A 3,361-nucleotide genomic window follows, 5' to 3' on the forward strand; every position below is an offset into this window, starting at 1 on the left:
CCCCCTGTCGAATTAATTAGGATATTGTGCCCTGATGGACTTATCTATCTTAGCATGATAAAACTGGGGCCTTAATGATTTTCAAAGGTTCGTAGACAACAGCGGGTCAAGCCCGCCATTTTTTATGTTGACAAATATTCACTTTAGTTCATATAATAAAACCATGTGGAATGTTGATTCATCCGATGAATATGATGGCTGGTTTCTAAGTTTGGACGAAGAAAGTAAAGAAGCCGTATTACAAAGAGTTCTTTTACTCCGTCAGTACGGTCCTCAACTTCCTCGTCCATATGCAGATACTCTCCATGGTTCGAAAAAATATACGAACCTGAAGGAATTAAGAAATCAAACACAACAACATGTACTGAGAGTTGCCTATTATTTTGATACCGAAAGAAATGCATTTCTGCTTACAGGTGGGGATAAGAAAGGAAAAGATCAGAAGAAATTTTACAAAGATTTAATTGCTGAATCTGAAGCAATCATAGAGAAACATGAAAAGGAGTTGGAAAATGAAAGATGCAATCAAAATGATGGAAAGTAATATGTCTCCCGAAGCTGTAAGACGAGCTCACATAAAAGCCGAGCAGGATATTATGTCTATCCGCCTTGCACAGCTCCGAGAAGAAAAAAATATAAAACAATCAGAAATGGCAAATTTCACACAGTCGTCAGTTTCAAAAATAGAAAAAAGAAAGGATATGAAAATTTCTACTTTAATAGATTACCTGGACAGTCTTGGAATGGGATTGGAAATAATTACATATCCAAAGGTTGCCGTATCAAAGAAACAAGAAAAAGTTTTGTTGAAAGTATAAATTCACATAACAAAAGTTCAAAGCCGACAGGCAGTCAAGCTGCCTGCGGTACAACCAGTTGTTATACCGACACGCCTGTAGGCGTGCTCGTATTTAGGGCTTGGACGAAGAAGCGGTAATAATGAAAGCTCGCAAGGAAGCTTTTTTAAGGTTTATTAGCGAAGCAAAGAAGCGATATTAAGGAATATATTTTCAGCAAGTCAAGCTTGCTGAAAATATGAAAAATAAAACTTTAGGGCGGTCACAGGAAGTGGTTGAATTTTCATCTTACTTCCAGAAAAAAAATCGAAATCGTCAAAAATCAGTTCAAGCCTGATTTTTGGAAAATAGTGTTGAATAAAAATGGATGATTTTGAAATAAGAGAAATAAAACTGTCTGATACAAACGGTATTAAATCTATCAGCGAAGAAGATTTAGGATATGAATGTTCTGTTTCTTTAGTTGAAGAAAAAATAAAATCATTAAATAAAAATCGTGAACAAGTATTTGTCGCATGTAAAAACGGTATTGTTGCCGGATATGTTCATGTAGAAAAATACGATACTTTATATTTCGAAACTATGTGCAATGTACTGGGGCTTGCAGTTAAGAAAGAATTTCAAAAAAATGGAATTGGCAAAAAACTTCTACTTGTCGGCGAAAACTGGGCAAGAGAAAATGGGATAAAATATATGAGAGTTAATTCTGGAATTGGAAGAGTAGAGGCTCATAAATTTTATAAACATATGGGTTATGAATCTGAAAAAGAACAATTGAGATTCATAAAGAAAATATAATTTGGTATAACATGCACTTCAAATCGGATGTCGGGTCAAGCCCGCCTTTTTTTATAGACAAAAAAACAAATATCGTGGTAAAATTATCCCACAAGGAGAATACAAATGCCTAGAATAGTTCCTATAAGGGATTTAAAAAACACTACAGCAATTTCGACTCTATGCCATGAAGAAGAAGAACCGATTTTCGTTACAAAAAATGGATATGGAGACATGGTTTTAATGAGCATGGAAACTTATGAAAAGAACCTGTTCCTTGTAAACGTATATGGAAAACTTGAAGAAGCAAAACAGGATATGAAACAGGGAAAGTATTCTTCTGTTGAAGATGCAATTTCAAGAATAAGAAAAAATCATGGCCTATAATGCCCGAATCATGGAAAAGGCTGAGCAGGATTTATCCGAAATTGTAACTTATTTTACAGAAAAACTTTGTAATCCAAGCGCTGCTGAAAGTTTACTTGAAGAATTTCTCGAAGAAAAGAACAATATTTCAGATAATCCTTATATGTATCCGTTAAGTAATGATTCAGTTTTGCAATCTGAAGGATATCACAGATTTCTTTTCAAAAAAAATTATATCGCTCTGTACTTAATCGATGATATTGAGAAAGAAGTATCTATAATGAGAATCTTTTATGCAAAAAGAGATTATGCTAATTTAATATAGAAGCAACCTAACAAAGGTTCGTAGCCGACAGCGGGTCATGCCCGCTGCGGAACAATCAATTGTTCCGAGCCATTATTTCGATGAGCCTAAAAAATGCTTTCGCATTTTTCTTAACGGCTCTTCGATTGTAGGCAGGTACAACCAGTTGTTATACGCACAGCCCACTAGGCTGGAAATGGGAAATAAAGTGGAAATTAGATTTGCAAAAAAAGAAGAACTTGAAGAAGTAAATAAAATCAGGAAACAGGTAAGCGACTTACATTCAAAAGGACGCCCTGACATTTTCTATCCTGAATTTAAAGGAGAAATTGTCAGCTGTATCTATGATATTTATGAGGATGAAACGAAAAAGATAATAGTTGCCCTTGAAAAAGACCAAATCTGTGGCATGGCAATTATTCAAGAAATTCATAAAACTGCCGGAGTTTATCAAAAGGCGCGGGATTATATAGAAGTAGACCAGTTTGGTGTAAAGGATACTTTCAGACGACAGGGCGTGGCAACTAAACTTATAGACTTTATAAAAGAATATGCCCGCGCCCAAGGTTTTCCAAAACTGGAACTCAATATGTGGGACTTCAATCAAGATGCTCTAGCTTTTTACGAAGCAGTAGGGTTCAATACATACAGACGTTATATGGAACTGGAAGTAAGATCATAACCGATATCCGGTCGAGTTCAATAGATAACAACATCAATCTTGTAAATAAATGGAGTCAGTTTGGAAAACATTTTATTGAATATCTGGATAGAAATGAAGAGCGGTATTAAAGTCCGACTAATATCCAAAGATGTATATAATTCAGATGAAAATTATATTGTAATAATGGAAATAAATGAAAATGGGATTTCCAGAAATATCAATTTAATGGTAAAAGGCAGGAAAGTATTTGATGCTTCTGGAAAATGTTTAGATTTTGGTGATGCATATCCACTAACTTCTGAATATGGTAAAATGATGATCACTAAGCAGTTTATAAACGCTTGGTTAGAATAAAAAACGTATAACACATATAAGGCCCCAGCTTGTCAATAAGAATCCTCAAAAAATAATCACTTAAGGCTGTCTTTTTCAGGCAGTCTTCTTTTTTGAGAA

Annotated in this window: 7 protein-coding genes; all 7 read left to right on the forward strand. The window is 34.6% G+C overall.

Features of this window, described 5'->3' with window-relative positions:
* Positions 1–163 precede the first annotated feature (163 nt).
* Positions 164–544 carry a type II toxin-antitoxin system RelE/ParE family toxin gene (locus BM161_RS14100; RefSeq protein ID WP_074933932.1) on the forward strand — a complete coding sequence of 127 codons (381 nt, stop codon included), beginning with the start codon at positions 164–166 and terminating at the stop codon, positions 542–544.
* Entirely contained in the window at positions 513–818 is a 306-nt protein-coding gene (locus BM161_RS14105; RefSeq protein WP_074933918.1) for a helix-turn-helix domain-containing protein, read from the forward strand. The genes BM161_RS14100 and BM161_RS14105 overlap by 32 nt, the downstream gene beginning before the upstream one ends.
* A 342-nt stretch (positions 819–1,160) precedes the next feature.
* A complete protein-coding gene (locus BM161_RS14110) occupies positions 1,161–1,595 on the forward strand; it encodes a GNAT family N-acetyltransferase (RefSeq protein ID WP_074933920.1) in 435 nt (144 codons plus the stop codon).
* Between the two features lie 105 nt (positions 1,596–1,700).
* Entirely contained in the window at positions 1,701–1,961 is a 261-nt protein-coding gene (locus BM161_RS14115) for a type II toxin-antitoxin system Phd/YefM family antitoxin (RefSeq protein WP_143090590.1), read from the forward strand.
* Positions 1,962–1,971: 10 nt separating this feature from the next.
* Entirely contained in the window at positions 1,972–2,265 is a 294-nt protein-coding gene (locus BM161_RS14120) for a type II toxin-antitoxin system RelE/ParE family toxin (protein WP_244882883.1), read from the forward strand.
* 175 nt (positions 2,266–2,440) lie between these two features.
* Positions 2,441–2,926 carry a GNAT family N-acetyltransferase gene (locus tag BM161_RS14125; RefSeq protein ID WP_177206254.1) on the forward strand — a complete coding sequence of 162 codons (486 nt, stop codon included), beginning with the start codon at positions 2,441–2,443 and terminating at the stop codon, positions 2,924–2,926.
* A 60-nt stretch (positions 2,927–2,986) separates the two neighbouring features.
* Positions 2,987–3,262 carry a hypothetical protein gene (locus tag BM161_RS14130; protein ID WP_074933929.1) on the forward strand — a complete coding sequence of 92 codons (276 nt, stop codon included), beginning with the start codon at positions 2,987–2,989 and terminating at the stop codon, positions 3,260–3,262.
* The last annotated feature ends 99 nt before the right edge of the window (positions 3,263–3,361 follow it).

Source organism: Treponema bryantii (genome assembly GCF_900113965.1).
GTDB classification, from domain to species: domain Bacteria; phylum Spirochaetota; class Spirochaetia; order Treponematales; family Treponemataceae; genus Treponema_D; species Treponema_D bryantii_A.

Bases quoted from the DNA above. Each gene is read 5' to 3' on its own strand.
- BM161_RS14100 (WP_074933932.1), top strand. From the start codon at position 164: ATGTGGAATGTTGATTCATCCGATGAATATGATGGCTGGTTTCTAAGT.
- BM161_RS14105 (WP_074933918.1), top strand. From the start codon at position 513: ATGAAAGATGCAATCAAAATGATGGAAAGTAATATGTCTCCCGAAGCT.
- BM161_RS14110 (WP_074933920.1), top strand. From the start codon at position 1,161: ATGGATGATTTTGAAATAAGAGAAATAAAACTGTCTGATACAAACGGT.
- BM161_RS14115 (WP_143090590.1), top strand. From the start codon at position 1,701: ATGCCTAGAATAGTTCCTATAAGGGATTTAAAAAACACTACAGCAATT.
- BM161_RS14120 (WP_244882883.1), top strand. From the start codon at position 1,972: ATGGAAAAGGCTGAGCAGGATTTATCCGAAATTGTAACTTATTTTACA.
- BM161_RS14125 (WP_177206254.1), top strand. From the start codon at position 2,441: ATGGGAAATAAAGTGGAAATTAGATTTGCAAAAAAAGAAGAACTTGAA.